The following is a 26,468-nucleotide window of genomic DNA, read 5'->3' on the forward strand; positions in this document are numbered from 1 at the left end:
GCGTCAGTCGCGCGTGTCGGTCAGGAGCCGGCTCGACTCGTCGTGCCAGCTGTGGGCGATCTGGGAGAGCTTCTCCTCGTGCTTGCGACCGTGGTGGGCGCAGAAGAGGAGCTCGCCGCTCGAGACGACCACACGGATGTAGGCCTGAGCGCCGCAGGCGTCGCAGCGGTCGAGCGCCGTGAGCTCATGCGGGGTGTCGACCTCGTCGACGGCACCGGCGGTTTCGGTGTACTGGGTCATGGCGCCTCCTTCGTGTGGTTCACGGGCCGTTCCCTTCACTCAATGAAAACACGTCGGGGACCGCGAACCTTCCGCCGGGGCCCCATTTCGCTCACCGCGAAGCGCCTGCACGAGGGAGTGGGCGGCCCTCACTAGGCTTGTCCGACGTGAGCTCCGACTATTCCGCCCGCCATCTCTCCGTCCTCGAGGGCCTCGAGGCGGTGCGCAAGCGCCCGGGCATGTACATCGGCTCGACGGACTCCCGCGGCCTCATGCACTGCCTCTGGGAGATCATCGACAACTCCGTGGACGAGGCCCTCGCCGGCCACGGCACCGAGATCGAGGTGCTCCTCCACGCCGACGGCAGCGTCGAGGTCCGCGACTCCGCGCGCGGCATCCCGGTCGACGTCGAGCCGAAGACGGGCCTGACGGGCGTCGAGGTGGTCTTCACCAAGCTGCACGCCGGCGGCAAGTTCGGCTCGGGCTCGTACTCGTCGTCCGGTGGCCTCCACGGCGTCGGAGCGTCGGTGGTGAACGCGCTGTCGGAGCGCCTCGACGTCGAGGTCGACCGCGACGGCGCGACCTGGGCGATGTCGTTCCACCGCGGGGAGCCGGGCGTGTTCGACGACGACGGCACCCCGTCGCCGAGCGCCCCGTTCCGCCCGTTCGAGCAATCGAGCGAGTTGCGCAAGGTCGGGCGTGTCGCCAAGGCCGTGACGGGCACCCGCGTGCGCTACTGGGCCGATCCGCAGATCTTCACGCGCGGGGCCGGCTTCCAGGTCGAGGACCTGCTGAACCGCGCCCGGCAGACCGCGTTCCTCGTCCCCGAGCTCGGCATCACCGTGATCGACGAGAGCAGCGACGAGCCCGAGCGCCATCGCTTCCAGTTCGACGGGGGAATCTCGGAGTTCGTCGAGCACCTCTCGGTCGACGGCCCGGTGACCGACACCTGGCGGCTCACCGGCGACGGCCGGTTCACCGAGACCGTGCCCGTGCTCAACGACCACGGCGCCATGATCCCGACCGACGTCGAGCGGCACTGCCACGTCGACATCGCGCTCCGGTGGGGCACGGGCTACGACACCGTGATGCGCAGCTTCGTGAACATCATCGCGACGCCCAAGGGCGGCACCCACCAGGCCGGCTTCGAACAGGGCCTGCTGAAGTTCCTGCGCCAGCAGGTCGAGCAGAACGCCCGTCGCCTGAAGGTCGGCAACGACAAGCTCGACAAGGACGACATCCTGGCCGGGCTCACGGTGGTGCTCACCGTCCGCCTGCCGGAACCGCAGTTCGAGGGCCAGACCAAGGAGGTCCTCGGCACGCCGGCCGTCCGCTCGATCGTGGCGTCGGTGGTGCAGAAGGCGCTCGGCGAGCGCTTCGCCTCGACGAAGCGCGACGACAAGGCGCAGACGTCGCTGCTGCTGGAGAAGATCGTCTCCGAGATGAAGGCGCGCATCTCTGCGCGCACCCACAAGGAGACCCAGCGCCGGAAGAACGCGCTCGAGACGTCGTCGCTTCCGGCGAAGCTGGTCGACTGCCGGTCGACGGATGTCGCGCAGAGCGAGCTGTTCATCGTCGAGGGCGACTCCGCGCTCGGCACCGCCAAGCTCGCGCGCGACAGCGAGCACCAGGCGTTGCTGCCGATCCGCGGCAAGATCCTCAACGTGCAGAAGGCGAGCATCGCCGACATGCTCGGCAACGCGGAGTGCGCCTCGATCATCCAGGTGATCGGCGCCGGTTCGGGGCGCAGCTTCGACCTCGCGACCGCGCGCTACGGCAAGGTCATCATCATGAGCGATGCCGACGTCGACGGCGCGCACATCCGGACCCTCCTGCTCACCCTCTTCTTCCGGTACATGCGGCCCATGATCGAGGACGGCCGCGTGTTCGCCGCGGTGCCGCCGCTGCACCGCGTGGTCGTGATGAACCCGGGCTCGAAGCCGAACGACGTCATCTACACGTACTCCGAGAAGGAGCTCTCGGGCGTGCTCGCGACGTTGCGGAAGCAGGGCAAGAAGTACCAGGACCCGATCCAGCGCTACAAGGGCCTCGGCGAGATGGATGCCGACCAACTGGCGTCGACGACGATGGACCCCCGCCACCGCACCCTCCGGCGCGTCGGCGTCGCCGACGCCGAGAACGCCGGACGTGTCTTCGAGCTGCTCATGGGCAACGAGGTCGCACCGCGCAAGGAGTTCATCGTCGACAGCGCGGCAGCGCTCACGCGCGAGCGCATCGACGCCTGACCACGCGTCGGAACGACGAAGGCCCGCGCACCGATCGATCGGTGCGCGGCCCTTCGTCGTTCGCCCGGCCGGTGGCACGACCGCGTCGAGCGGCTGGCCGGAACCGTCGCGCTTCGCGCCGCCCTCGGGCAGGGAGCGCAGCGAGCCGTCCATGCCGAGCGCGCGAGCGGGACCCGGCCCGACCCACGCGGCCGAGAGCCCGTCCTGGCCCTTGAGGAACCGGTGCGCCCGCACGCCGCCGGTCGCGCGGCCCTTGCCGGGGAACTCGGCGAAGTCGCTGACCTTCGCGGCGCCCGGGTCGGTGCCGAGCAGCGTGTCGCCCGTCGCCGCCACCGTCACGACGACGGCCGACTCGAGGTCGGCGCGTGGCAGCACGGTGAAGGACACGACGCGGTCCTCCGCGCCGAGCTTGATGCCGGCCATGCCGCCCGCCGCGCAGCCCTGCGGACGCACGGCGGACGCCGGGAAGTGGAGCAGTTGCGCCTCGCGGGTCACGAACACGAGCTCGTCGTCGTCTCCGCCCTGGGCGACGCCGACGACCCGGTCGTCGGCCTTGAGCGAGATGACCTCGAAGTCCGGTCGGGTCGGGTAGCCGCCCGGCGTGACGCGCTTCACGACGCCCTGCTCGGTGCCGATCACGATCGGCTGCTGCGAGTCGAGCGAGACGACCGCGAGCACCTGCTCGGACCGGTCGGCGAGCGCGAGGTAGTCCGCGACGCGCACGCCGGCGCCCAGCTGGACCGAGTTCGGCGGCAGCGCCGGCAGGTCGAGCGGCGAGAACCGGACGAGCCGGCCCGTCGAGGTCACGGCGCCGATCTCGGTGCGGCTCGTCGTGAGCACCTCGGAGCGGACCGCGTCGTGCTTGGAACGGCGGCTCGGCGGCGTGATGGCGACGACGGTCTCGCCATCGGGAGCGTCGACGCGGGCGATGCGGCCGGTCGCCCCGAGGATGACGCGGCAGGGCACGTCGGCGTGCTCGAGCGACGCGGGGTCGATGGCCTTGCGCGTCTTGGGCTGCACGCGCGCCTCGGTGAGCAGCGTGCGCCGCGGCGTGCCGAACTGCTCGGCGGCGCGGTCGAGCTCGTCGGCGACCTGGCGGCGGATGCGGGCGTCGCTCGCGAGGAGCTCCTCGAGCGCGGCGATGTCGGCGAGCAGCTGGTCTCGCTCGGTCTCGAGCTCGAGGCGCGAGAACTTCGTGAGGCGGCGCAGGCGGAGCTCGAGGATGTACTCGGCCTGGAGGCGGCTGAGGTCGAACACCTCCTCCAGGCGGGTGCGCGCGACCTCGGCGTCGTCGCTCGACCGGATGACCTGGATCACCTCGTCGATGTCGAGGATCGCGATGAGCAGGCCCTCGACGAGGTGCAGGCGCTCCCGCTTGCGGGCCAGCCGGAACTCCGAGCGACGGGTGACCACGCGGATGCGGTGCGCGAGGTAGACCTCGAGCAGCTCGCGCAGCCCGAGCGTCTGCGGCTGCCCGTCGACGAGCGCCACGTTGTTGAAGTTGAAGGAGTCCTCGAGGGGCGTGAGCCGGTACAGCTGCTCGAGCACGGCCTGAGGGTTGAAGCCGGTCTTCACGCCGATGACGAGCCGCAGGCCGCGCGTGCGGTCGGTCAGGTCGGTGACGTCGGCGATGCCCGTGATCTTCTTCGCGTTGACGCCGTCCTTGATCTTCTCGATGACCTTCTCGGGGCCGACCAGGTACGGCAGCTCGGTCACGACGAGGCCGCTCTTGCGCGGCGTGAGCTGCTCGATCGACACCTTCGCGCGCGTCTTGAACGACCCGCGGCCGGTCGCGTACGCGTCGCGCACGCCGGAGAGCCCGACGATCGTGCCGCCCGACGGGAAGTCCGGTCCGGGGACGAACTCCATGAGCTCGTCGAGCGTCGCCTCCGGGTTCAGGATGAGGTGGCGAGCCGCGGCGACCACCTCGACGAGGTTGTGCGGCGCCATGTTCGTCGCCATGCCGACCGCGATGCCGCTCGCGCCGTTGACGAGCAGGTTCGGGAAGGCGGCGGGCAGCACCTCGGGCTGCTGGTGGGAGTTGTCGTAGTTCGGGATGAAGTCGACGACGTCCTCGTCGAGGTGCTCGGTCATGGCGACGGCGGGCGGCGCCATGCGCGCCTCGGTGTAGCGGGCGGCCGCCGGGCCGTCGTCGAGCGAGCCGAAGTTGCCGTGCCCGTCGACGAGCGGCACGCGCATCGTGAACGGCTGCGCGAGGCGCACGAGCGCGTCGTAGATCGCACTGTCGCCGTGCGGGTGGAGCTTGCCCATGACCTCGCCGACCACGCGGGCCGACTTCACGTGGCCCCGGTCGGGTCGCAGGCCCATGTCGCTCATCATGTAGAGGATGCGGCGCTGCACGGGCTTCAGGCCGTCGCGCGCATCGGGCAGGGCGCGGGAGTAGATGACCGAGTACGCGTACTCGAGGAACGACCCCTGCATCTCCTCCGCGACGTCGATCTCGTCGATCCGCTCAGCGATCTGTGGGGAGGGGGACTCGTTCTTGGCTGGGGTCATTCGTCGTCTCTGCGCAGGGCGTGCCGGGGCACGCGCGGGGAACGGGGCCGCGCCCGGCCTGTGCCAGACTGGGCGCGATGCCAGCAATGCTACCGGTGCCCGCCGACGGAGCCCCGCGGCTCACCGGCGTCCTGCCCGCCGCGCTCGCCTCCATCGGCGGGGGAGCGGGGCCCTTCGACCTCCCGGCCGTCGAGTCGGCCGTCGTCGTCCTCGTGGACGGCCTCGGCGCGCACAACCTCCGAGCGCGCGCGGGCCATGCACGGTTCCTCGCCGGCCGCATGGCCAAGCGCGACGTCATCCGGACCGTGTTCCCCTCGACGACGGCCGCGGCGATCGGGAGCTTCGCCACGGGCCTCATGCCCGGCGCGCACGGCCTCATGGGGTTCCGCGTGCCCGACCGGGCGCACGACCGCGTGGTCAACCAGCTGAGCGGCTGGGACGGGCGGATGGTGCCCGAGGCCTGGCAGCCGCACCCGACCGTCTTCGACCACGCGGGGGAGCGGGGCGTGCGGGCCGTCGCCGTGGGCGGGACGCGGTACGCCACCTCGGGCTTCACCCGCGCGGTCCTGCGCGGCGCCGAGTACCGCGCCGGCGCGAAGATCCCCGACCGCTTCGCCGAGGCGTTGCGCGTGCTCGATGAGGGACCGGCGCTCGTCTACCTCTACGTCTCGGAGCTCGACCAGATCGCCCACGCGCACGGCTGGGAGTCGGACCGCTGGCTGGCCGCGCTCGAGGTGCTCGATGCCGAGCTCGCGGCCTTCGAACAGCGGATGCCGCGCGGCACCGGACTCCTGGTGACCGCCGACCACGGCGTCATCGACGTGCCGCCCCACCGCCACGTCTTCATCGACGCGGACCCGGCCCTCGTCGACGGGGTGCGGCACGTGGCCGGTGAACCGCGCTGCCTGGGGCTCGTGCTCGAGGACGGCCTCGACGACGACGCCCGCGCCGTGCTCCTGGAGCGGTGGCGCGCCGCCGAGGGCGAACGCGCCTGGGTGATGTCGGGCGACGAGGCGATCGCCGCGGGCCTGTACGGCGACGTCGAGCCGGCCAACGTCGACCGCGTCGCCGACATCCTCGTCGCCGCCCGCGCCGGCGTCGCGTACTACGACCGGCGCGAGCCCGATCGTCGCGGCGAGGACATGGTCGGCCAGCACGGCTCGCTCACCGACGAGGAGACGCGCATCCCGCTCGTGCGGCTCGGCGCCTACGCGCGCGACTGAGCGGTCGGGCGCACGACGCGACGGATGCCGCGGCGCGCCGCCGCGGCATCCGTCGTCGTGCTCGCCGACCGCGGCCGGCGCTGGATCAGGAGGGGTACTGCCCGCGCTTGACCTGGGGCTTCGGCAGCCGGAGCGGCCGCAGCTGCAGGGCGCGCATCGCCGCGTACCACCGGAACCGCTCGACCTTGGTCGCACCGAACTTCGCGGCGAGCTTGCGCTGCAGCGTGAAGCCCAGGACGATCACGTCGAGCACGGAGACCAGGAAGAAGCCCCACAGGGCGAAGATGCCGATGGTCTGCACCTCGTAGCTCGGCACGAAGGTGAGCACGATCACGACGAACATCACGGGGATGAGGATCTCGCCGATGCTGAAGCGGGCGTCGACGTAGTCGCGCACGAACTTCTTCTGCGGACCGCGGTCGCGGGCGGGCAGGTAGCGCTCATCGCCGGCGGCCATGCCGACGCGGGCACGCTCGCGGGCCTCGGCGGCCTTGGCGCGCGCCTGCCGGGCGGCCTCCTTGCGGTCGTTCGGCACGAGCGGTCGCCGGTTGGCGGCTTCGCGCTCGGCGCGCGTGGGCGTCGGTGCGCCCTTGCCGACCTTCGGCGTCGCCTGCGCGTCGGTCTCGGAGCTGGTGGAGTCGGTACTGGGGTGCTTGGCCACGGGGAAGTCCTCGTCGAAATCGGTTCCTCTTAAGATTACCCGCATGACCGAGACCCGACCCGACCCCGTTTCCGACACGGCCGCCGACGACGGCGCGCCCACCGCCGAGCGCCTCCGCTCCGCCGTCGAAGCGGGGTTCCCCACCACCGTCGCCGACCTGACCGACCTCGTGCGCATCCCCTCCGTCTCCTGGCCGGCGTTCGACCCCGAACACGTCGCGCGCAGCGCGGAGGCCGTCGCCGACCTGGTCCGCGGACTCGGGCTGTTCGACGTCGTCGACATCCGCCGTGCCCCCGTGGCCGAGGGCGGCGAGCTGGGGCAGCCGGCCGTCGTCGCCCGCCGCGCCGCCCGGAACGGCCGACCGACGGTGCTGCTCTACGCGCACCACGACGTGCAGCCGCCCGGACGCGACGAGGACTGGACGTCGTCGCCGTTCGAGCCGACGCTCCGCGGGGACCGCCTCTACGGGCGCGGCGCCGCCGACGACAAGGCCGGCGTGATGGCGCACATCGCCGCCATCCGCGCGTTCCTCGAGGTGGCCGGTCCCGACCCCGACCTCGGGATCGCGCTCTTCATCGAGGGCGAGGAGGAGGACGGGTCGCCCTCGTTCTCGGCGTTCCTCCGCGAGCAGCGCGACCTGCTGGAGGCCGACGCGATCGTGGTGGCCGACTCGAACAACTGGGACGTGGCCACGCCGGCGCTCACCGTCGCACTGCGCGGCAACGTGACCTTCCGCCTCACCGTGTCGACGCTCGACCACGCGTCGCACTCGGGGATGTTCGGGGGCGCGGTGCCGGACGCCATGCTCGCGACGGTGCGACTGCTCGACACCCTCTACGACGAGGACGGTGCGGTCGCCGTCTCGGGCCTGTCCTCCGCGGAGCTCGACACGCCGGAATACGACGAGGCGCAGCTCCGCGCCGAGACGGGGCTTCTCGACGGCGTCTCGCCGATCGGCCGAGGCACGATCCTGTCGCGCATCTGGGCGCAGCCCTCGATCACGATCACGGGCATCGACGCCCCGTCCGTGGCGAACGCGTCGAACACCCTGATCCCGAAGGTCTCGGTGCGCCTGAGCACCCGCGTCGCGCCCGGGCAGGACGCACGCGAGGCCTACGAGGCGCTCCGGGCGCACCTGCTCGCCGGTGCGCCGTTCGGCGCCCACGTCGAGATCGACGACGTCGACACCGGGCAGCCGTTCCTCGTCGACACGAGCGGATGGGCCGTCGCCGACGCCCGCGCCGCCATGTCAGCGGCATGGGGCGTCGAGCCGGTCGACATCGGCGTCGGCGGGTCGATCCCGTTCATCGCCGAACTCGTCGAGGAGTTCCCCGACGCGCAGATCCTCGTGACGGGCGTCGAGGACCCCGACTCGCGCGCGCACAGCCCGAACGAGTCGCTCCACCTCGGCGTGTTCCGTCGCGCGATCCTGACCGAGGCGCTGCTGCTGGCCCGCCTCCAGAAGCGCGCGGGGGAGTGAGCCCGGCCGTCGTGCAGGGCGCGGCGCGGGCGGATGCCGCGGCCGGCGTCGAACGAATGGAGGCGCCTCAGGGGGAACACCCATTCGACGCGGGTATCATCGACCTGAACGTACGTCCATGAGGAGCGATATGAGCGACACGATCACCGACGTCATCCACGGCGTGAAGCTGAGCGATCCGGCTGCCGACAAGGTGCGCAGCCTCCTCGAGCAGGAGGGTCGCGACGACCTGCGCCTGCGGGTCGCCGTGCAGCCCGGCGGCTGCTCGGGGCTCATCTACCAGCTCTACTTCGACGAGCGACTGCTCGACGGCGACGCCGTCGTGGACTTCGGCGGCGTCGAGGTCGTGGTGGACAAGATGAGCGTGCCGTACCTGGACGGCTCGACGATCGACTTCGAGGACACCATCCAGAAGCAGGGCTTCACGATCGACAACCCCAACGCGCAGGGCAGCTGCGCGTGCGGCGATTCGTTCCACTGATCCGCCCGAACCACGTACGAGGGAGACCGCTCCGGCGGCCTCCCTCGTCGCGTTTCCGGTGGTCGGAGCGGAGTTTCGCCGCACATCCGGCCGAACCCGCCCCGATGGTGCACGAGCGGGGTGCTGAGTCGGAGTAGGCTAGGGCTGATCAGTGCGCTTCGCTGAGAAGCGCCTTCGAATCTCCCGAAAGGTCACCGGTGCGTCACAATCGCCGTCTCCGATGGGCTGCAGTTCCGATCGCAGCGACGCTCAGCCTCGTCCTCGCCGGATGCACGCAGGCTCAGCTGAACGGATTCCTTCCCGGCTTCGTCGAGGGCGAGGCGCCCGTCACGAACCACACCGAGCGCGTCTCGGGCCTGTGGGTCACGTCGTGGATCGTCCTCCTCGTCGTCGGAGTCGTGACGTGGGGCCTGACCATCTGGGCCGTGATCGCGTACCGCCGCCGCAAGGGCCAGACCGGCCTCCCGGTGCAGCTGCGCTACAACATGCCGATCGAGGTGTTCTACACGGTCATCCCGCTGATCCTGGTGCTCGGCTTCTTCGCCTTCACCGCGCGCGACCAGCAGGCGATCGAGCAGCGGTTCGCCGAGGGCGAGATCGACGTCAAGATCGAGGCGATCGCCAAGCAGTGGGCGTGGGACTTCAACTACGTCGACGAGGACGTCTACTCCGCGGGCATCCAGGCCCAGCTCGACGAGGGCGGCCCCGCCGGCTCGGTCAAGCAGGAGGAGCTGCCCACGCTGGTGCTGCCCGTCGGCGCCAAGGTCGAGATCGCGCTCGAGTCGCGCGACGTCATCCACTCGTTCTGGGTCGTCGACTTCCTCTACAAGAAGGACATGTTCCCGGGCAAGACGAACTACATGTCGTTCATCCCGGAGCGTGAGGGCACGTACGCCGGCAAGTGCGCCGAGCTCTGCGGCGAGTACCACTCGCTCATGCTCTTCAACGTCGAGGTCGTCTCCCAGTCGGAGTACGACGACTACATCGACTCGCTCCGCGCCGCGGGCTACGAGGGCCAGCTCTCCAGCGAGTACGACCGCAACCAGAACCTGCCCGGAACGGGCGCGCCCGAACTGAGTGAGGAGCACGCAGGCGAATGAGCACCACCACCGCACCGGCTCGCCCCACGGCCTCGTCGCAGCCGTTCGGCGCCGCGAAGGTCGAGCGCAAGGGCAACGTCCTCGTCAAGTGGATCACCTCCACCGACCACAAGGTCATCGGGTACCTCTACCTGATCACCTCGTTCATCTACTTCTGCGTCGGCGGCGTGATGGCCCTCATCATCCGCGCGCAGCTCTTCGAGCCCGGCCTCGAGGTCATCCAGACGCGTGAGCAGTACAACCAGCTGTTCACGATGCACGGCACGATCATGCTGCTCATGTTCGCGACCCCGCTGTTCGCGGGCTTCGCGAACGTGCTGATGCCGCTCCAGATCGGCGCGCCCGACGTCGCCTTCCCGCGCCTCAACGCGTTCGCGTACTGGGCGTTCAACTTCGGCTCGCTCATGGCGGTGGCCGGCTTCTTCACGCCCCAGGGAGCCGCCTCGTTCGGCTGGTTCGCGTACCAGCCACTCGCCTCGACGACGTTCTCACCGGGCATCGGCGGCAACCTCTGGATGCTCGGCCTCGGCCTCTCCGGCTTCGGCACGATCCTCGGCGCCGTGAACTTCATCACGACGATCGTCACGATGCGTGCCCCGGGCATGACCATGTTCCGCATGCCGATCTTCACGTGGAACACCCTCGTGACCTCGATCCTCGTGCTCATGGCGTTCCCGGTCCTCGCCGCCGCGCTCCTCGCCGCGGCCGCCGACCGCGTCTTCAACGCGCACATCTACGATCCCGCCAACGGCGGCGTCATCCTCTGGCAGCACCTGTTCTGGTTCTTCGGCCATCCCGAGGTGTACATCATCGCGCTGCCGTTCTTCGGCATCGTGACCGAGATCTTCCCGGTGTTCAGCCGCAAGCCCGTCTTCGGGTACAAGACGCTCGTGTACGCGACGATCGCGATCGCGGCTCTCTCCGTCACGGTCTGGGCGCACCACATGTACGTCACCGGCTCGGTCCTGCTGCCGTGGTTCGCGCTCATGACGATGCTCATCGCGGTACCGACGGGCGTGAAGATCTTCAACTGGATCGGCACCATGTGGCGAGGCTCGATCACCTTCGAGACGCCGCTGATCTGGTCGGTCGGCTTCCTCATCACGTTCGTGTTCGGCGGCCTGACGGGCGTCATCCTGGCCTCGCCGCCGCTGGACTTCCACGTGTCCGACACGTACTTCGTCGTCGCCCACTTCCACTACGTCGTGTTCGGCACCGTGGTGTTCGCGATGTTCGCCGGGTTCTACTTCTGGTGGCCGAAGTGGACCGGCAAGATGCTGAACGAGACCCTCGGCAAGTGGCACTTCTGGCTGCTGTTCATCGGCTTCCACACCACGTTCCTCATCCAGCACTGGCTGGGCGTCGTGGCCATGCCGCGCCGGTACTACTCGTACCTGCCGGAGGACAACATCACGTGGATGAACCAGCTTTCGACGATCGGTGCGTTCATCCTCGCGATCTCGCTGATCCCGTTCTTCCTGAACGTCTACATCACGGCGCGTCGTGCGCCGAAGGTGACCGTGAACGACCCCTGGGGCTACGGAGGCTCGCTGGAGTGGGCGACGAGCTGCCCGCCGCCGCGGCACAACTTCACCTCGATCCCGCGCATCCGCTCGGAGCGCCCGGCGTTCGACCTGAACCACCCCGAGGCCGGCGTGCCCGTCGGCATCGGCCCGGCGAAGGACGCCCCGCACGCCCCCGTGATCGACGCCGAGACCAAGGAAGTCAAGTAGATGCGCGCCAATGTCGTCCTGTTCTGGGTCCTGACCGGCTTCTTCGCCCTCTCGGCGGCCGTCTACACGTTCTGGACGCTGATCGACGAGCATGAGCCCGGCGTCGAGTGGGTCGGCCTCGTGGCGATCTCGCTCAGCGCGGTCCTCAGCGCGTTCATCGCGTTCTACCTCGGCCGCGTGCATCGCGAGCAGGGGGGCGAGCTCCCGGAGGACCGCCTCGATGCGAACATCGACGACGGCGACGCCGAGCTCGGCTTCTTCAGCCCGTGGAGCTGGTGGCCGATCATGCTCGCCGGTTCGGCGGCGCTCGTGTTCCTCGGCCTGGCGGTCGGTGTCTGGATCTCGTTCCTCGCGATCGGTCCGGCGCTGGTCAGCCTGGTTGGCTGGGTCTACGAGTACTACCGCGGCAACTTCGCGCGCTGACCATAGCGACTTCACGACGTCCCCGGCGCCTCGGTGCCGGGGACGTCGGCGTTTCAGGCGCGATGCGCGCTCGCGATGCGCCAGGTGCCGGCACGGGAGACGTCGTCGATCGCGAAACCCGCCCGACGCAGCACGTCGTACATGTCCGCGGGGGAGTGGACGAACCCGCGGTACTCCCGTCTGCGCAGGCGCATGACGACGTTGCCGACCGACACCATCGCGCGCGACAGCCAGGTGCGGGGTGGATGGCTGAAGATCACCGACCTCCGGGCATGGGCGGCAGCGGCGGCGAGCAGTGCCATCGCGTCGGGATAGCAGCAGACCACACGGTGCAGGATCACGTGGTCGGCGACGGGCACGCGTCCCCCGTCGGTCGCGAGGTCGATCCCCACGATCCGTCGCGCATGGTCGGCGACGCCGGCTTCCTCCAGCAGTGCACGCGCTTCGGACTCGTAGGCACTGGACAGCTCGAGGTTCGTCGATGAGGCGGCACCTCGTCGGAGGAGTTCGAGCTGGATCTCGCCGATGCCGCCGCCGACCTCGAGCACGGCGGAGTCGGCCACGCCTTCTGCGGCGACCCGTTCCAGGATCCGGCGCTCCGGACGCGTGAGTCCGCGCCGTCGGTATCGGCGCGCGAGGTCCCCGGCGAAACGCGCGTCGAAGACCGCGTCGTACCGCGCCTGGCCGCGGCCGCAGCAGTCGTCCATGCGCCCAGTATGCACCCGGGCGGCCTCCGGAGCTGCGGGTCAGCGCGACGCGAGGGAGAAGGAGAGCACGTCGACGCTCACGGTGACCTCCTGCGGCCCTGAGCCGTCCGAGGCGGCCGAGAGTGCGTCTGCGTGGTGCGCGGACGGTCCCATGCCCGTCAGGAGTCGCTGCAGCGCACCATCTGCGTCGACGGCGTACTCCACTCGCGTCGCCGCCGACCGCATGAAGCCCGCTCCGCCCAGCCGGTCGGTGACCGCGGCGTCCTTCTCGGGCGGGATGTCGAGCAGCATGCCCCGTGAACGGAGCTGGTGGAGGTGGTTCGCGGCCGGAACGACGACGACGAGGCGGCCCGCCGGACGCAGCACGCGCGCGAACTCGTCGGGGTTCCGCGGCGCGAACACGTCGAGGATGACGTCCGCCACCGCATCGCGGAGGGGGAGTGGACGCCAGATGTCCAGGACCACGCCGGTGGCGTCCGGAACCGCCCGCAGCGCCATCCGGACGGCGTCGGGGGAACGGTCCGCGAGCAGGACGTCGACGTCTGGAATCTCATCAGCGAGGCGCGCGGAGTAGTAGCCGGTCCCGCATCCGAGGTCGGCGACCCGGAGGCGCTGGGCCGCAGCCTCCGGTGGCGTCATCGCCGCCGCTGTGGACGCTGCCGTGACGATCGCGTCGGCGATCGGCGCGAACGTTCCGCCCTCGAGCAGCTCCGCCCGAGCGGCGAGCATCGATCGATCGTCGCCCGACGTGCCCGGCGCCCTCGGCGGCAGGAGCGTCAGGTAGCCGAACTTCGACCGATCGAACCGGTGCCCGTGGTCGCATCCGAAGACCCGGTCATCGACGTCGTGCAGGTCGGCGAAGCAGTTCGGGCACCGGAGCCAGGTCGAATCGATCGACATGGTCCGGTGCCCGAACTGACGTGGAGGGTGGCTCAGTGGTGCTGCGAGTGCGCGGCCTCGAGCTCGCCCTTCGTGACCGGCGCGATGCGGTCCTCGAAGAACCAGCGCGACATGCCGGCGCGCAGGCGCTGTCCGGGCGTGATCCTGCCGCGGGCGTTCGGGCGCAGCATGAGCGGCTCGTACGACTCGTAGCTCACGAGACGCCAGCGGTCGTACTCGTCGAGGGGCTGGTGCACCTCGATGAACTCGCCGCCGGGCAGTTTCACGATGCGGCCGGACTCGTAGCCGTGCAACACGATCTCGCGGTCCTTCTTCTGGAGCGCGATGCAGACGCGCTTGGCGACGAAGTAGGCGATGATCGGGCCGAAGATCAACATCGCCTGCAGGGCGTGGATGACGCCCTCCATCGTCAGCTTGAAGTGCGTCGCGATGAGGTCCGAGCTGGCCGCCGCCCACAGGACCGCGTAGAAGGTCACGCCGGCCGCGCCGATGGCGGTGCGGGTCGGGTTGTTCCGCGGACGGTCGGCGATGTGGTGCTCGCGCTTGTCGCCGGTGACCCACGCCTCGATGAAGGGGTAGATCAGGACGGTGGCGATGAACAGGCCGAGGCCGACCAGCGGGATGAGGATGTTGAACGACCAGGTCCGGTCGAACAGCACGAACTCCAGCCCCGGCGGGATCAGGCGCAGGGCGCCGTCGGCGAAGCCGATGTACCAGTCGGGCTGCGTACCGGCCGAGACGGGCGACGGGTCGTACGGACCGTAGTTCCAGATCGGGTTGATCGTGAACAGCGACGCGATGAGCGCGAGCACGCCGAAGACCAGGAAGAAGAAGCCGCCGGCCTTGGCCGCGTAGATCGGCAGGATGGGCGGGCCGACCGCGTTCTGCTGGGTCCGCCCGGGCGCCGCGTACTGCGTGTGCTTGTGCACGACGACGAACATCAGGTGCAGCGCGATCAGCGCGAGCAGGATCACCGGGAGCAGCAGGATGTGCAGCGTGTACAGGCGGCCCACGATCGCCGTGCCGGGGAACTCGCCGCCGAAGAGCAGGAACGAGGTCCAGGTGCCGATCAACGGGATGCCCTTGATCATGCCGTCGATGATGCGGAGGCCGTTGCCCGAGAGCAGGTCGTCGGGGAGCGAGTAGCCGGTGAAGCCCTCGCCCATGGCCAGGATGAACATCACGAAGCCGATGACCCAGTTGAGCTCGCGCGGCTTGCGGAACGCACCGGTGAAGAAGATGCGCAGCATGTGGAGGCCGATCGCGGCGACGAACATGAGCGCGGCCCAGTGGTGCATCTGGCGGACGAAGAGACCGCCTCGCAGGTCGAACGAGATGTCGAGCGTCGACGCCATCGCGACCGACATCTCGACGCCCTTCAGCGGCACGTACGATCCGTCGTACTCGACCTCGGCCATCGAGGCCTGGAAGAAGAACGTCAGGAACGTGCCGGTGATCAGGATGACCAGGAAGCTGAAGAGCGCGACCTCGCCGAGCAGGAACGACCAGTGGTCGGGGAAGGCCTTGCGACCGAGTTCCTTGACGAACGTCGAGACGCTGGTGCGCTCATCGATGTAGTTCGAGGCTGCCGCCGTGAAGGTTCGACGCTGCGGCGGGCGGGTGGTTGCGGTGCTCAATGACGCTCCCAGAAGCTCGGGCCCACGGGTTCGGTGAAGTCGCTCTGCGCGACGAGGTAGCCCTCGTCGTCCACCTCGATGGGCAGCTGCGGCAGGGGCCGTGCGGCCGGGCCGAAGATGACCTCGCAGTGGTTGGCCACGTCGAACTGCGACTGGTGGCACGGGCAGAGGAGGTGGTGCGTGTGCTGCTCGTAGAGGGCGACCGGGCAGCCGACGTGGGTGCAGATCTTGGAGTACGCGACGATGCCGTCGTACGACCAGGACTCGCGCTCCGGGAGCTGGTTGAGCTCGTCGGGGTTGAGGCGCATGAGGAGCACGGCCGCCTTGGCCTTCTCCTCGAGCTTGCCGTGGTGCAGTTCGCTGAGGCCCTCGGGGATCACGTGGAAGGCGCTGCCGATGGTGACGTCGGCGGCCTTGATCGGGACGCCCGACGGGTCGAGCGTGAGGCGCGTGCCCTGCTTCCACATGGTGTGGCTGAGCAGCTCCACGGGGTTCTCGTCCTGCGGCGCGAGGCCTCGGAAGAGCACGACCGCCGGAAGCGGGAAGACGAGCAGGGCACCGATGAGGCTGTTCCGGATGACGGAGCGCCGCGTGAAGCCCGACTCGCGGTCCGCGTCCTCGAAGACCTTCACCGCGCCGGCTCGCGCGACTTCGTTGCCGCCGATCTTGTGACGCTCGTCGACCAGCTCGACGTCGGTCATGACCGATTTCGCCCAGTGGACGGCGCCGAAGCCGATCCCGAGGAGGGCGAGGGCGGCGCCGAGGCCGATGAACAGGTTGTTCAGGCGGACGTCGCCGACGTTGTTCGACTCGATCGGGAACAGCATGTACGCCGCGATCGCCCAGATGCTGCCGAGGATCGACAGGTAGAAGAGCGTGTAGACCGTGCGCTGTGCACGCTTCTCCTTGTTCGGGTCCTCGTCGGTCACCCGCGGACGGTGCGGCGGGAAGCCGGGGTTCTCGAACGCGTCCGCCTGGACGAGGGCGGTGCCCGTCTTCACGGCGGGGACGGTCTCGGCGTGCGACGAGTCGGCAGCGGCGAGTTCCGTGCCGCTGTGGTCGTCCTGTGCCATGGTTCTCCTTCTTCGCTTCTTCGGTGCGGGCCCTAGTTGGACTTCGCCGTGATCCACACGGTGATCGCGACGATGGCGCCGAGACCGAAGACCCAGATGAACAGACCCTCCGCGACCGGACCGAGCGAGCCGAGCTCGAATCCTCCGGGCGAACGGTTGTCCTGCACGTACTGCAGGTAGGTGATGATGTCGCGCTTGTCCTCAGGCGAGATGTTGAGGTCGTTGAACACCGGCATGTTCTGCGGGCCGGTGACCATCGCCTCGTAGATGTGCACGCCCGAGACATCCGTCAGCGGGGGAGCGAACTTGCCCTCGGTGAGCGCGCCGCCGGCGCCGGCCACGTTGTGGCACATGGCGCAGTTGATGCGGAAGAGCTCCGCGCCGTTGGCCGCGTCGCCGCCGCCGTTGACGAGGCTGTCGGCGGGGATGTCCGGGCCCGGGCCGAGCGATGCCACGTAGTAGGCGAGCTGCTTGACCTGCTCGTCGGTGAACTGCACCGGCTTCTGCTCGGCCTGCGGGCCCTGCATCTGCATGGGCATGCGGCCGGTGCCGACCTGGAAGTCGACCGCGGCGGCACCGACGCCGATGAGGCTCGGGCCGTTCGCGGTGCCCTGGGCGTCGAGTCCGTGGCAGGTCGCGCAGTTCGCCTGGAAGAGCTTGCCACCCTCCTCGATCGTCTCCTGCGACGTGGGGGAGGCCTCGGCCTGGGCGGTCGACGTGCTGAAGGCGGCGTAGGCGCCGCCGGTGAACACGAGGCCGAGCGCGAGCAGCGCGGCGGTGGCGAGCGGGTGCCGGCGGCCGGTGCGTCGCTTCGAGCGGTTCATTGATCTCTTCCTGTTCACGGGCATTGCGGGGTGGGCGCTCCTGGCTCTGGCCTACTTGAGGACGTAGATGACGAGGAAGAGGCCGATCCAGACCACGTCGACGAAGTGCCAGTAGTACGACACGACGATCGCGCTGGTGGCCTCCTTGTGGCCGAAGTTCTTGACGGCGAACACGCGGCCGAGCACGAGGAGGAAGGCGATCAGGCCGCCCGTGACGTGGAGGGCGTGGAAGCCGGTGGTGAGGTAGAAGGCCGAGCCGTAGGCGTTCGAGTCGAACGCGATGCCCTCGGACACGAGCTGGGCGTACTCGAGCGACTGCCCGGCGACGAAGATCGCGCCCATGACGTAGGTCACGAAGAACCACTCGACCATGCCCCAGTCGCGCAGCTTCCAGCTGGTGCGATACGGCTGCATGCGCTCTGCCGCGAACACGCCGAACTGGCACGTGAACGACGAGGCGACGAGGACCAGGGTGTTGACGAGGGCGAACGGCACGTTGAGGCGCCCGGCCTCGAAGTTCCACAGCTCGGGCGACGTCGACCGCAGCGTGAAGTAGATCGCGAACAGGCCGGCGAAGAACATGACCTCGCTGCCAAGCCACACGATGGTACCGACCGCGACGGTGTTCGGCCGCTTGATCGCGGGCGCACTCGTCTGAAACGTCATTGAGGTGCTCGTCACGTTCACCATTATGGCTGATCCTCGGACGTGTTTTCGGACGGGGCGGGTCCGGATGCCGATGATTCTCCACGATGCGTCCCCGATCGGGCTGCCCGTAACCCGTGAATCCACCGCGAATCGGCGCGGATAGGATCGATCGCATGCCCACCACGCACACCTGGCCGGAAGTTCTGAACGCGCTCCTCGCGGGCGAAGACCTCAGCGTGTCGGATGCCGCGTGGTGCATGGAGCAGGTGATGACGGGCGTCGCGACCGACGCCCAGCTCGCCGCGTTCCTGGTCGCGCTGCGCGTCAAGGGGGAGACGGTCGACGAGATCGTCGGCTTCCGCGACGCGATCCTCGACCACGCCGTGGAGCTGCCCGTCGACCCGATGGCGCTCGACATCGTGGGGACGGGCGGCGACCGCTTCGGCACGGTGAACGTCTCGACCATGGCATCCGTCGTCTCCGCCGCGGCCGGCGTCCCGGTCGTCAAGCACGGGAACAAGGCCGCGAGCTCGGCGTCCGGCTCCTCTGACGTGCTCGGCGCCCTCGGCATCGACCTGACGATGCCCGCACACCGCGTCGCCGAGGTGCTCGACGAGACCGGCATCACGTTCGCGTTCGCGGCGGCGTTTCACCCCGGCTTCAAGCACGCGGGTCCGGTGCGCGCCCAGCTCGGCGTGCCCACGGTGTTCAACTTCCTCGGACCGCTCTGCAACCCGGCCAGGCCCGAGGCGTCGGCGGTCGGCGTGGCGCACCTCGACCGCGTCCCGCTCATCGTCGGCGTCTTCCAGACGCGTGGCGCGACCGCACTCGTCTTCCGCGGCGACGACGGGCTCGACGAGCTGACGACCACCGGCCACAGCCACATCTGGGAGGTGTCGCGCGGCACGGTCAAGGAGCACGACCTCGATCCGCGCGACCTCGGCATCCCGCGCGCGACGATCGAGCAGCTGAAGGGCGGCGACGCGGCGCACAACGCCGAGATCGTGCACCAGGTGCTGGCCGGCGCACGCAGCCCGATCCGCGACATCGTCGTGCTGAACGCCGCGGCCGGCCTCGTCGCGTTCGAGCTGGCCAAGGATCCGAGCCAGTTCCAGCGATCGATCATCGAGCGCTTCCACGAGAAGATGGCGATCGCCGAGGGTGCGATCGACAGCGGCGCCGCCGCGCGCAAGCTCGACGAGTGGGTCGCCGCGACCCGACGCTGACGTCGACCCGGACACGGCGACGGGGCCCCGCGTCGCGGGACCCCGTCGTCGGTCGAGCGGAGGTCACTGCACGTCGTCGTCGACCCAGTCGAAGGTCTTGGTGACGGCCTTCTTCCACAGGCGGAGCTGGCGCTCGCGCTCGGCCTCATCCATCTGGGGCTCCCAGCGGCGGTCCTCCTGCCAGTTGGCGCGGAGGTCGTCGAGACCGGACCAGAAGCCCGTCGCGAGACCGGCCGCGTAGGCGGCGCCGAGCGCGGTCGTCTCGGCGACGACCGGACGGACCACCGGTACGCCGAGGATGTCGGCCTGGAACTGCATCAGGGTGTTGTTGGCGATCATGCCGCCGTCCACCTTCAGCTCGGTCAGGTCGACGCCGGAGTCCGCGTTCACGGCGTCGAGGACCTCGCGCGTCTGGAACGCGGTCGCCTCGAGCGCGGCACGCGCGATGTGCCCCTTGTTCACGTAGCGGGTCAGGCCCACCAGGGCTCCGCGCGCGTCCGGACGCCAGTACGGGGCGAAGAGCCCCGAGAAGGCCGGTACGAAGTACGCGCCGCCGTTGTCCTCGACGGACTTCGCGAGCTCCTCGACCTCCGGGGCCGACGAGATGATCCCGAGGTTGTCGCGCAGCCACTGCACGAGCGACCCCGTGACCGCGATCGCCCCCTCCAGCGCGTAGTGCGCCGGCTGGTCGCCGAGCTTGTACCCGAGCGTGGTCAGCAGGCCGTTCTTCGAGTGGACGACCTCGGTGTCCGTGTTGAAGATCAGGAAGTTGCCCGTGCCGTAGGTGTTCTTCGACTCGCCCTGGTCGAACGCCGCCTGGCCGAACGTCGCGGCCTGCTGGTCGCCGAGGATGCCGGCCACCGGCACCTCGCGGAGCAGGCTGGACGACTCGACCGTGCCGTAGACCTCGGAGGACGACTTGATCTCGGGCATCATCGAGCGCGGCACGCCGAAGGTCTCGAGGATGTCGTCCCGCCAGGAGAGCGACTCGAGGTCCATGAACATCGTGCGGCTGGCGTTGGTGACATCCGTCGCGTGCACGCCGCCGTCGACGCCGCCGGTGAGGTTCCAGAGCACCCAGCAGTCGGTGGTGCCGAACAGCAGGTCCCCGGCCTCCGCCTTCTCGCGCGCGCCGTCGACGTTCTCGAGGATCCAGACGATCTTCGTGCCGGAGAAGTAGGTCGCCAGCGGCAGGCCGACGTCGTGCTTGAACCGCTCGACGCCGCCGTCGGCCGCGAGGCGGTCGACGATCGGCTGCGTGCGCGTGTCCTGCCAGACGATCGCGTTGTAGACGGGCTCGCCCGTGTTCTTGTCCCAGACCACGGCGGTCTCGCGCTGGTTGGTGATGCCCACCGCGGCGATGTCGTGGCGGGTCAAGTCGGCCTTGCCGAGGGCCTGCCCGATGACCTCGCGCGTGTTCTTCCAGATCTCCATCGGGTCGTGCTCGACCCAGCCCGCCTTGGGGAAGATCTGCTCGTGCTCGAGCTGCCCCGAGGAGATGATGGAGCCCGAGTGGTCGAAGATGATCGCTCGAGTGCTGGTGGTTCCCTGGTCGATCGCCAGGATGTAGTCGGCCATGTCCGATGCGTCCTCTCTGTCGCAATGGTGGAATGTGCCAGTCCGTGGCCGGCGGATCGCGCCGGCGGGCACGGACGGACGAGGGGCCGGTCGTGCGACCGACCCCTCGGGTGATCAGCCCAGGACGGGGAGCGCGACGAGCGCCGCCCATCCGGCGAGCACGCCGCCGATGATGGGGCCGACGACCGGGACCCAGGAATAGGACCAGTCGCTGCCGCCCTTGCCCGCGATGGGCAGGAAGGCGTGCGCGATGCGCGGTCCGAGGTCGCGGGCCGGGTTGATCGCGTACCCGGTCGGGCCACCGAGCGAGGCGCCGATGCCGATCACCAGGAGGGCGACGGGCAGCGCGCCGAGCGCCGCGAGGCCGGACGCGTCGCCGTTGCGGCCGAAGCCGAGCACGACGAACACCAGGACGAACGTGCCGATGATCTCGGTCACGAGGTTCCAGCCGTACGAGCGGATGGCCGGCCCGGTCGAGAACACGCCGAGCTTGTTGGCCGCCTGCGGCTCCTCGTCGAAGTGCTGCTTGTATGCGAGCCACACGACGATCGCACCGAGGATGGCACCGACGAGCTGGGCGCCGATGAAGGTGAGCACCGACACGAAGTTCACCGGAACCGTCGTGCCGTATGCGGGGTTGCCGAACTCGGTCGCGCCGTTCGCGACGAGTCCGAGGGTCACGGCCGGGTTGATGTGGGCGCCGGACGCGTAGGCCACGACGACGCCGGAGAAGACCGCGAGGCCCCAGCCGATGTTGACCATGAGGAAGCCGCCGTTGTAGCCCTTGTTCTTCACGAGGGCGACGTTGGCTACGACTCCGCACCCGAGCAGCACCAGCATCGCGGTGCCGACGAGTTCGGAGAGGAACAGCACTCCGAGATTGTCCACGTTGACCTTCCATCCTTTCGCCGTGCCCGAGGGCCGCGCCCAAGGGCGGATCAGCGCCCACCCTACTCGCGCGGCTCAGACGCGGGGAAGGGCGCGCCCCAAAAGGCGGAGAGCCCTTTCATGATCGGTGCCGCGGGGGGTAGCTTGGCGGGGGAGTGCCGCGTCAGCGTCGACGGCGACGGGCCGGACGTGTGCGGCCGAGGGGAAGGGACGTTTTCGTGAAGAAGATCATCAACGATCCCAAGCACGTGGTCGACGAGTCCGTTGCGGGGTTCGGCCTCGCGCACGCCGACCTCGTGAGGGTCGAGACGGATCCGATCTACGTGGTGCGCGCCGACGCACCGGTGTCCGGCAAGGTCGGGCTGGTGTCGGGCGGCGGCAGCGGCCACGAGCCGCTCCACGCCGGCTACGTCGGCCACGGCATGCTCGACGCCGCGGTGCCCGGCGCGGTCTTCACCTCGCCCACGCCGGATCCCATCCTGGCGGCCACCAAGGCCGTCGACGGCGGCAAGGGCGTCCTCCACATCGTGAAGAACTACACGGGCGACGTGCTGAACTTCGAGACGGCCGCCGACCTCGCCGCCGCCGACGGCATCGAGGTGCGCGCGGTGGTCACGAACGACGACGTGGCGGTGAAGGACTCGCTCTACACGGCTGGACGACGCGGCGTGGGCGGCACGGTGCTCGTCGAGAAGATCGCCGGCGCCGCCGCCGAGCGTGGAGACTCGCTCGAGCAGGTCGCGGACATCGCGGAGCGGGTCAATGCGAATGCGCGTTCGATGGGCATGGCGCTCACGCCGTGCATCGTCCCGCACGCCGGGGAGCCGAGCTTCACGCTCGCCGACGACGAGATCGAGATCGGCATCGGCATCCACGGCGAGCCCGGGCGCGAGCGGATCAAGATCGAGCCCGCCGACGCGATCGTCGACCGGCTGATCACGCCCGTCATCGAGGACCTGCCGTACTCGGACGGCGACCGCGTGCTGCTCTTCGTGAACGGCATGGGCGGGACGCCGCAGATCGAGCTGTACATCGCCTACCGCCGCGCCGCCGACGTGCTGGCCGAGCGCGGGGTCACGGTCGAGCGGTCGCTCGTCGGCAACTACATCACCTCGCTCGAGATGCAGGGCTTCTCGATCACGCTCCTGAAGCTCGACGACGAGATGGTCGAGCTCTGGGACGCGCCCGTGCACACGGCTGCACTGCGGTGGGGCCGGTAGGGGCGCGCGGTGGGGCTGGACATCACCTGGGCGGTCGACTGGGTCAGGCGGGGCGCTGAGACGCTCTCGGAGCATCGGGTCGAGCTGATCACGCTCGATCGGGAGATCGGTGACGGCGACCACGGCGAGAACATGGACCGTGGCTTCCAGGCCGTGCTGCCGAAGCTCGACGACCTCCCGGCCGGGTCGACCCCGGCCGACGTGCTCAAGCTCGTCGCGACGACGCTGATCTCCACGGTCGGCGGCGCGGCCGGACCGCTGTACGGCACCGCGTTCCTGAAGGGCTCCGTGGCGATCGCGGGGGAGTCCTCCATCGACGCCGCCGGCGTCGCCACCCTGCTCGAGGCCGCGCGGGACGGGATCGTCTCGCGCGGCAAGGCGGAATCGGGCGACAAGACCATGGTCGACGCCTGGACGCCGGCGGTGGACGCGGCGCGCTCGGCGGCCGACGGCGGCGCCAGCGCCGCGGAGACGCTGCGCGCGGCAGCGGATGCCGCGGCGGAGGGCGCCGTGGCGACCGAGCCGCTCGTGGCGAGGAAGGGGCGCGCGAGCTACCTCGGCGAGCGCTCCGCCGGGCACCGGGACCCGGGCGCCCAGTCCACGGCCTACCTCCTCGAGGCGGCGGCCGCGGCGGCGACGAACGGGACCAGTGCCTGAGATGCCATCGTCGTCCCGCGTCGGCATCGTCATCGTCTCGCATTCGGACCTGATCGCCCGCGGCGTCGTCCAGCTCGCCCTGCAGATGGCGCGGAACGTGCGCCTCGAGGCGGCGGGCGGCACGGACGACGGCCGGATCGGCACGAGCTTCGACCTCGTGTCCGCGGCCATCACCGCAGCGGATGACGGCGCGGGCGCGGTCGTGCTGTGCGACCTCGGCTCGGCGATCCTCACGGCCGAGACGGCGATGGACTTCCTCGACGACGACCTGCGCGAGCGGGTCCGGATCGCCGACGCGCCCCTCGTGGAGGGTGCCGTCGCGGCCGCCGTCGCCGCGGAATCGGGCGATGACCTCGACGCCGTGCTCCGTGCCGCCGAGACCGCGGGCGGGGGAGGGGGCGGCGAGGACGTCGCCCCGGCGCCGCCGGGGCCGGAGATCGGAGCGGGGTCGATCACGCGGCGCGTGACGCTCGTCAACTCCGACGGGCTGCACGCGCGCCCGGCGGCGGAGTTCGTGAAGCTCGCCGGCACGTTCCCGCAGAAGGTCGCGGTCAACGGCATCGACGCGAAGAGCCTGCTCGCGATCATGGCGCTCGGACTGGTGAAGGGGGACGAGATCGAGATCACCTCCGATGACCCCGAGGCGCGCGAGGCGGTCGATGCGCTCGCCGACCTCGCGGAATCCGGCTTCGGCGAGCACTGAGGCGCGGGGGAGCGACCCGGCCAGGAGCCGGGTCGCTCCGTCATGCCCGATCCGTTCCGGACGCGAGGTTCGCTCGCGTCCGGTCGCCGCCGAGGAGTAGCATCGGCCGCATGGCACGCGAAGAGGCGGGTCACGGCGACGGGAACGCGTTCACCAGGTTCTTCGACCGGATGGACCGGGTGATGACCCCAGCGTTCGAATCGCCGCGGATGGCCCCGGAAGAGCCCGAGGATCGCAGTCACTCGGGGGAGAAGCCGTGTCCGCTCTGCGGGCACCCGATGTTCGAACACACGATCGACGAGTCGACGCCGAACGTCCTGCTCGAATGCCCGACCGACGTCCGCCTGCCCGAGCCCGCTGCAAGCGGCCCCCTGAACGAGTTCGGGATGCCCGCAGGCGAGGCGCGAATGGAGAAGCTCAGGCGGAACGAGCGCGCCTGACTCGAGACGTGATCGCGCGACCCCGTGTCGCGGTTGGCGCCGTCGGCCGTCCCCGGATGCTGGGCGGCTTCATCGTGAAGGCACTTCATGATGCGCGCAGTACGACGAGAACCTGGGTCGTGCATTCGATGGTTCCTGCGACGAGCCCGGTCCTCGGGGAGCGGCGACGCAGGGCGCTCCCCACCGAACGGACATAATGCACATTATCGGCGTAAAACCAACGGGAGTTTAAGTGGATGCGACTACTCCCGTCGGTCGAGGTTTGTTGCGTTTCCCCAGGTCAAGCTCCCAATTGCGATGAGACGACCCGCGGCGTGCGAATCCGCCTCTTGCTGCATCTGCGCAGGCCGTCGTAGGTTTCTTGCATTAGATGCAGGTTTCCACGATGCGAGGTGCGTGTGCAGGGTGTTCCGGGGTTCGTCCCTCGGGTTCTTCGAGACGCCGAGGTCGGCTTGTTCCGAGCCGAAGATCGCGTGTTCGACGCGATGCTCGACGGCTGGAAGGCACAGATGTTGGCTCGTGGGCTGACCACGCAGACGATTGAGGGCCGCTGCCGGGTCCTGCGGCGGTTCCAAGAGTACGCCAGCACGTTCCCGTGGACCTGGCGGCCCGTCGACTTGGACGATTACATGGCAGAGCGCCGCTCGGGCGAGAAGCCGATCAGCCTGACGACGCTACGATCGGACAGCAACGCGATCGCAATGTTCTGTGCTTACCTCTCGTCGCCAGCCTACGGCTGGGGTGCGTTCTGTGAGCAGACCTTCGGCGACGTGCCTGCCCAGATCGCGTTCGACTGGAACGCCCCTCGCCACACGACTGATGACGCGGTGCCGCCACGACGGCGAGCGTTCAAACGGAACGAGCTGCAGAAGCTCTTCGACTACATGGATGACCTCGTCGACCGGGAGTACGCGGCCGGCAGCAAGCGCTGGCTTCCCGCGCTGCGGGATTCGATCGCGTTCAAGGTCTGCTACGCCTACGGTCTGCGCCGCCGAGAGGTGACGATGCTCGACCTGCACGACTTCGGCCCGAATCCGCACGTTCCGTCGTACGGTGAGTTCGGCGCCGTGACGATCCGGTGGGCCAAGGGCACCGCGGGATCCGGCCCCCGTCGCCGTACTGTTCTGACGGTTCCCGAGTTCGAGTGGGTTGTAGACCTTCTTCGTTTCTGGATCTGCGAAGAAGGTCGCGACCGATTTCATACTGCTGACCGCTCGGCGGCGCTGTGGCCCAGCGAACGTGCGGACCGGATAGCGCTGGGAAGCCTTGGCGACTCCTTCGCCGCGGCTCGCGACGCGGTGGGCCTCTCCGGAGAGCTAGGCCTTCATTGCCTGCGCCACTCGTACATCACCCACCTCATCGAGGCCGGGTATGACCCGGCGTTCGTGCAGACACAAGTCGGCCACGCCTACGCCTCGGTCACCAGCGTCTACACGTCGGTTGGTGATGACTTCAAGCAGAAGACGATTCAGAAGATGATTGCCCGCCGCATTACGCGTCCCGAGGAGGCGAATCCAGATGGCTGAGCAACGCCGCATCGGCTACAAATGGAACCTGCGTACGGTAATGGCGCAGCAGAACCTTTGGAAGAGCACTGAGCTCATGCCGTTGCTCAAGTCCCGGGGCATCAACCTTTCCGAGAGCCAGGTCTATCGACTCGTCACCGGGACCCCGGAGCGCATTCCTGCGCGCACGTTCGCCGCCCTGTGCGACATCCTCGACTGCGAGCCCAACGACCTGTTCGAGCCATACGTCGAAATGCGCGCGGCCAAGACCGCGGACGCGCCCAAGCAGCCAGAGGGCCTCGGCGTGAAACCGGGCAACCCGATCGCGCGGCGAGTCAGAATCGTGCAAGACGACCAGAATGGCTAGGCCGCGTAGGCA

The 26,468-nt window shown here is 69.5% G+C and carries 24 protein-coding genes and 1 pseudogene; 14 read left to right on the top strand and 11 right to left on the bottom strand.

Annotated elements, in window-relative coordinates; all coding sequences use genetic code 11:
• Nucleotides 1-3: 3 nt before the first annotated feature.
• Nucleotides 4-240, bottom strand: a complete 237-nt coding sequence (locus ABD230_RS01150) for a DUF7455 domain-containing protein (RefSeq protein ID WP_344368849.1) — start codon at nt 238-240, stop codon at nt 4-6.
• Nucleotides 241-386: 146 nt separating this feature from the next.
• Between ABD230_RS01150 and ABD230_RS01155 the strand changes: the two genes are divergently transcribed.
• Nucleotides 387-2,465 carry a DNA gyrase/topoisomerase IV subunit B gene (locus ABD230_RS01155; RefSeq protein WP_344370092.1) on the top strand — a complete coding sequence of 693 codons (2,079 nt, stop codon included), beginning with the start codon at nt 387-389 and terminating at the stop codon, nt 2,463-2,465.
• A 57-nt stretch (nt 2,466-2,522) separates the two neighbouring features.
• Here ABD230_RS01155 and ABD230_RS01160 read toward each other — a convergent pair.
• A pseudogene (locus ABD230_RS01160) lies at nt 2,523-4,982 on the bottom strand (DNA gyrase/topoisomerase IV subunit A); the annotation flags it as partial.
• Between the two features lie 77 nt (nt 4,983-5,059).
• Between ABD230_RS01160 and ABD230_RS01165 the strand changes: the two are divergent.
• Nucleotides 5,060-6,205 (top strand): alkaline phosphatase family protein, encoded by a 1,146-nt coding sequence (locus ABD230_RS01165; RefSeq protein ID WP_344368851.1) that lies wholly within the window; start codon nt 5,060-5,062, stop codon nt 6,203-6,205.
• A gap of 85 nt (nt 6,206-6,290) precedes the next feature.
• Here ABD230_RS01165 and ABD230_RS01170 read toward each other — a convergent pair whose 3' ends face one another.
• Entirely contained in the window at nt 6,291-6,866 is a 576-nt protein-coding gene (locus ABD230_RS01170; protein WP_344368852.1) for a DUF3043 domain-containing protein, read from the bottom strand.
• A gap of 43 nt (nt 6,867-6,909) precedes the next feature.
• Between ABD230_RS01170 and ABD230_RS01175 the strand changes: the two genes are divergently transcribed.
• The 5 genes from ABD230_RS01175 (at nt 6,910) to ABD230_RS01195 (ending at nt 12,083) form a co-directional block, all read left to right on the top strand.
• Nucleotides 6,910-8,346 carry a dipeptidase gene (locus ABD230_RS01175; protein ID WP_344368853.1) on the top strand — a complete coding sequence of 479 codons (1,437 nt, stop codon included), beginning with the start codon at nt 6,910-6,912 and terminating at the stop codon, nt 8,344-8,346.
• Nucleotides 8,347-8,476: 130 nt separating this feature from the next.
• The gene (erpA, locus tag ABD230_RS01180) at nt 8,477-8,827 is read left to right on the top strand and encodes an iron-sulfur cluster insertion protein ErpA (RefSeq protein WP_344368855.1); all 351 of its coding nucleotides are present in this window, start codon (nt 8,477-8,479) and stop codon (nt 8,825-8,827) included.
• Between the two features lie 197 nt (nt 8,828-9,024).
• Complete coding sequence (gene ctaC / locus ABD230_RS01185) at nt 9,025-9,927, top strand: aa3-type cytochrome oxidase subunit II (protein ID WP_344368857.1); 903 nt, start codon at nt 9,025-9,027, stop codon at nt 9,925-9,927.
• On the top strand, nt 9,924-11,660 hold the full coding sequence (gene ctaD / locus ABD230_RS01190) for an aa3-type cytochrome oxidase subunit I (protein ID WP_344368859.1): 1,737 nt from the start codon (nt 9,924-9,926) through the stop codon (nt 11,658-11,660). Before ctaC ends, ctaD begins: the two co-directional genes overlap by 4 nt.
• Nucleotides 11,661-12,083 carry a cytochrome c oxidase subunit 4 gene (locus ABD230_RS01195; RefSeq protein ID WP_344368861.1) on the top strand — a complete coding sequence of 141 codons (423 nt, stop codon included), beginning with the start codon at nt 11,661-11,663 and terminating at the stop codon, nt 12,081-12,083.
• A gap of 53 nt (nt 12,084-12,136) precedes the next feature.
• Here the strand turns inward: ABD230_RS01195 and ABD230_RS01200 are convergent, their stop codons facing one another.
• The 6 genes from ABD230_RS01200 to ctaE are packed head-to-tail and all read right to left on the bottom strand — an operon-like array spanning nt 12,137 to nt 17,914.
• Nucleotides 12,137-12,790 (bottom strand): class I SAM-dependent methyltransferase, encoded by a 654-nt coding sequence (locus ABD230_RS01200; protein WP_344368863.1) that lies wholly within the window; start codon nt 12,788-12,790, stop codon nt 12,137-12,139.
• A 39-nt stretch (nt 12,791-12,829) separates the two neighbouring features.
• Complete coding sequence (locus tag ABD230_RS01205) at nt 12,830-13,690, bottom strand: methyltransferase domain-containing protein (RefSeq protein WP_344368865.1); 861 nt, start codon at nt 13,688-13,690, stop codon at nt 12,830-12,832.
• A gap of 32 nt (nt 13,691-13,722) precedes the next feature.
• Nucleotides 13,723-15,327: a cytochrome bc1 complex cytochrome b subunit gene (qcrB, locus tag ABD230_RS01210; RefSeq protein ID WP_344368867.1), complete on the bottom strand. Its 1,605-nt coding sequence runs from the start codon at nt 15,325-15,327 to the stop codon at nt 13,723-13,725.
• Nucleotides 15,324-16,400, bottom strand: coding sequence for a cytochrome bc1 complex Rieske iron-sulfur subunit (gene qcrA / locus ABD230_RS01215; RefSeq protein WP_344368869.1), 1,077 nt, complete (start codon nt 16,398-16,400; stop codon nt 15,324-15,326). Before qcrA ends, qcrB begins: the two co-directional genes overlap by 4 nt.
• A 32-nt stretch (nt 16,401-16,432) precedes the next feature.
• Complete coding sequence (gene qcrC / locus ABD230_RS01220) at nt 16,433-17,224, bottom strand: cytochrome bc1 complex diheme cytochrome c subunit (RefSeq protein WP_344368871.1); 792 nt, start codon at nt 17,222-17,224, stop codon at nt 16,433-16,435.
• Between the two features lie 51 nt (nt 17,225-17,275).
• Nucleotides 17,276-17,914, bottom strand: a complete 639-nt coding sequence (gene ctaE, locus ABD230_RS01225; RefSeq protein WP_344368873.1) for an aa3-type cytochrome oxidase subunit III — start codon at nt 17,912-17,914, stop codon at nt 17,276-17,278.
• Nucleotides 17,915-18,045: 131 nt separating this feature from the next.
• Between ctaE and trpD the strand changes: the two genes are divergently transcribed.
• Entirely contained in the window at nt 18,046-19,098 is a 1,053-nt protein-coding gene (gene trpD, locus ABD230_RS01230) for an anthranilate phosphoribosyltransferase (protein ID WP_344368875.1), read from the top strand.
• Nucleotides 19,099-19,161: 63 nt separating this feature from the next.
• On the opposite strand, the gene glpK is transcribed toward trpD, so the two are convergent.
• Both glpK and ABD230_RS01240 read right to left on the bottom strand, forming a co-directional pair.
• Complete coding sequence (glpK, locus tag ABD230_RS01235; RefSeq protein ID WP_344368877.1) at nt 19,162-20,676, bottom strand: glycerol kinase GlpK; 1,515 nt, start codon at nt 20,674-20,676, stop codon at nt 19,162-19,164.
• Nucleotides 20,677-20,790: 114 nt separating this feature from the next.
• Nucleotides 20,791-21,564 carry an MIP/aquaporin family protein gene (locus ABD230_RS01240; protein WP_344368879.1) on the bottom strand — a complete coding sequence of 258 codons (774 nt, stop codon included), beginning with the start codon at nt 21,562-21,564 and terminating at the stop codon, nt 20,791-20,793.
• 218 nt (nt 21,565-21,782) lie between these two features.
• On the opposite strand from ABD230_RS01240, the gene dhaK reads away from it, so the two are divergent.
• From dhaK to ABD230_RS01270, 6 genes are all read left to right on the top strand, one after another.
• Nucleotides 21,783-22,784 (top strand): dihydroxyacetone kinase subunit DhaK, encoded by a 1,002-nt coding sequence (gene dhaK / locus ABD230_RS01245; RefSeq protein ID WP_344368881.1) that lies wholly within the window; start codon nt 21,783-21,785, stop codon nt 22,782-22,784.
• Between the two features lie 9 nt (nt 22,785-22,793).
• Nucleotides 22,794-23,441, top strand: a complete 648-nt coding sequence (gene dhaL, locus ABD230_RS01250; RefSeq protein ID WP_344368883.1) for a dihydroxyacetone kinase subunit DhaL — start codon at nt 22,794-22,796, stop codon at nt 23,439-23,441.
• A gap of 1 nt (nt 23,442) precedes the next feature.
• Nucleotides 23,443-24,144 carry a dihydroxyacetone kinase phosphoryl donor subunit DhaM gene (dhaM, locus tag ABD230_RS01255; RefSeq protein WP_344368885.1) on the top strand — a complete coding sequence of 234 codons (702 nt, stop codon included), beginning with the start codon at nt 23,443-23,445 and terminating at the stop codon, nt 24,142-24,144.
• A 110-nt stretch (nt 24,145-24,254) separates the two neighbouring features.
• On the top strand, nt 24,255-24,584 hold the full coding sequence (locus ABD230_RS01260; protein ID WP_344368887.1) for a hypothetical protein: 330 nt from the start codon (nt 24,255-24,257) through the stop codon (nt 24,582-24,584).
• 473 nt (nt 24,585-25,057) lie between these two features.
• Nucleotides 25,058-26,110, top strand: coding sequence for a tyrosine-type recombinase/integrase (locus ABD230_RS01265; RefSeq protein WP_344368889.1), 1,053 nt, complete (start codon nt 25,058-25,060; stop codon nt 26,108-26,110).
• Complete coding sequence (locus ABD230_RS01270; RefSeq protein WP_344368891.1) at nt 26,103-26,456, top strand: helix-turn-helix domain-containing protein; 354 nt, start codon at nt 26,103-26,105, stop codon at nt 26,454-26,456. Before ABD230_RS01265 ends, ABD230_RS01270 begins: the two co-directional genes overlap by 8 nt.
• The last annotated feature ends 12 nt before the right edge of the window (nt 26,457-26,468 follow it).

Origin of the sequence: Agromyces tropicus (assembly GCF_039531345.1) — a bacterium.
GTDB lineage: Bacteria > Actinomycetota > Actinomycetes > Actinomycetales > Microbacteriaceae > Agromyces > Agromyces tropicus.

Bases quoted from the DNA above. Each gene is read 5' to 3' on its own strand.
- ABD230_RS01150 (WP_344368849.1), bottom strand. From the start codon at position 240: ATGACCCAGTACACCGAAACCGCCGGTGCCGTCGACGAGGTCGACACC.
- ABD230_RS01165 (WP_344368851.1), top strand. From the start codon at position 5,060: ATGCCAGCAATGCTACCGGTGCCCGCCGACGGAGCCCCGCGGCTCACC.
- ABD230_RS01175 (WP_344368853.1), top strand. From the start codon at position 6,910: ATGACCGAGACCCGACCCGACCCCGTTTCCGACACGGCCGCCGACGAC.
- erpA (WP_344368855.1), top strand. From the start codon at position 8,477: ATGAGCGACACGATCACCGACGTCATCCACGGCGTGAAGCTGAGCGAT.
- ctaD (WP_344368859.1), top strand. From the start codon at position 9,924: ATGAGCACCACCACCGCACCGGCTCGCCCCACGGCCTCGTCGCAGCCG.
- ABD230_RS01195 (WP_344368861.1), top strand. From the start codon at position 11,661: ATGCGCGCCAATGTCGTCCTGTTCTGGGTCCTGACCGGCTTCTTCGCC.
- ABD230_RS01200 (WP_344368863.1), bottom strand. From the start codon at position 12,790: ATGGACGACTGCTGCGGCCGCGGCCAGGCGCGGTACGACGCGGTCTTC.
- ABD230_RS01205 (WP_344368865.1), bottom strand. From the start codon at position 13,690: ATGTCGATCGATTCGACCTGGCTCCGGTGCCCGAACTGCTTCGCCGAC.
- qcrA (WP_344368869.1), bottom strand. From the start codon at position 16,400: ATGGCACAGGACGACCACAGCGGCACGGAACTCGCCGCTGCCGACTCG.
- qcrC (WP_344368871.1), bottom strand. From the start codon at position 17,224: ATGAACCGCTCGAAGCGACGCACCGGCCGCCGGCACCCGCTCGCCACC.
- ctaE (WP_344368873.1), bottom strand. From the start codon at position 17,914: ATGGTGAACGTGACGAGCACCTCAATGACGTTTCAGACGAGTGCGCCC.
- trpD (WP_344368875.1), top strand. From the start codon at position 18,046: ATGCCCACCACGCACACCTGGCCGGAAGTTCTGAACGCGCTCCTCGCG.
- glpK (WP_344368877.1), bottom strand. From the start codon at position 20,676: ATGGCCGACTACATCCTGGCGATCGACCAGGGAACCACCAGCACTCGA.
- dhaM (WP_344368885.1), top strand. From the start codon at position 23,443: ATGCCATCGTCGTCCCGCGTCGGCATCGTCATCGTCTCGCATTCGGAC.
- ABD230_RS01260 (WP_344368887.1), top strand. From the start codon at position 24,255: ATGGCACGCGAAGAGGCGGGTCACGGCGACGGGAACGCGTTCACCAGG.
- ABD230_RS01270 (WP_344368891.1), top strand. From the start codon at position 26,103: ATGGCTGAGCAACGCCGCATCGGCTACAAATGGAACCTGCGTACGGTA.